The following is a 1,068-nucleotide window of genomic DNA, read 5'->3' on the forward strand; positions in this document are numbered from 1 at the left end:
TATAGCCTGACACAGTTTATTTTACACTCTCACGGATTGTTTATGATATATATCTTTACAAAATCAATATATGTTGATGCTGGAGATATAGAATCCAATCCCAGTCCCTTTATAATATCTTTTCGGTGTCTTTTGTTATGTTTTAAAACATCTTTTATTTTGCTTTTTTTATCAATAGGCTTGTTGGGTATAAATTTATATAATGCTGAAACAGCAAAACCATCTGAAATCTTAACAATTACATTAGTCTTAATTTTATTCATCATTTTAATTTCTCTAACACCTATATCTTTAAATCCTCCTTTTATTCTAATCTCTTTCAGGAGTTCCTCGTCAGTAAGTTCGACACGAAATTTTAATATCCCATCATAGGCAAATTGACGCTTATAAGCATCTACTTCATCAGTTAAATCATAAGTTAGCCCTGGAGTAAGCTGCGGGCCATCTACTCCATTATTAATCAATATAAAGTCGATTTTTCCTGTCTCAAATTGAAATGCATGTTTTAATTCATGAAGCAAGCTACTAATATCCCCATTGTATTTAACCGTAGCAGTTGTTCCGTCAAAACTAAATTGTGGTGCATTCTTATCAATTTCAATCTGGTATTGTGTTTGACTTGCAATCAATGTATTTAATTCTTGTAGAGCCGATTTAAGTTCTGCGATTCGAGCATTCAATTCCTTACAATCAGTATTAGATTTTTCTAATTCTGTTATTTTTTCTTCAATCTTACGTTTGGCTACGTGAATTAAATGCTTGTCATCTTTATCATTGTTATCTGATTCTTGACAAATACTATTTATGTACGATTGGCAATTGTTTATTCTGTTTTTAATCGTCATTAAGCTATCAACCTCGTTTTGTTGTATAAACGATTTTTGATTTGAAATAATGAGAAGTAAATCATTTAATGTTGCCATATCTAACATATTTAATTTGAAATGAGGATATATTTCCGTCAATATTCATTTTTCTAATCCATCTTTATCATATTTGGATATAAATGAATAAATGATTTACAGATGAACATAATTATGCCCATCTGTAAATTTAAAATTATTCAAT

1 protein-coding gene is annotated in these 1,068 nt (G+C 29.2%); it reads right to left on the reverse strand.

All coding sequences use genetic code 11. The annotated features are described in order from the left end of the window. Positions 1-29: 29 nt before the first annotated feature. Complete coding sequence (locus HMPREF0673_RS07495; protein WP_157591660.1) at positions 30-923, reverse strand: hypothetical protein; 894 nt, start codon at positions 921-923, stop codon at positions 30-32. Between the last annotated feature and the right edge of the window lie 145 nt (positions 924-1,068).

The organism is Leyella stercorea DSM 18206 (assembly GCF_000235885.1).
Taxonomy (GTDB): domain Bacteria; phylum Bacteroidota; class Bacteroidia; order Bacteroidales; family Bacteroidaceae; genus Prevotella; species Prevotella stercorea.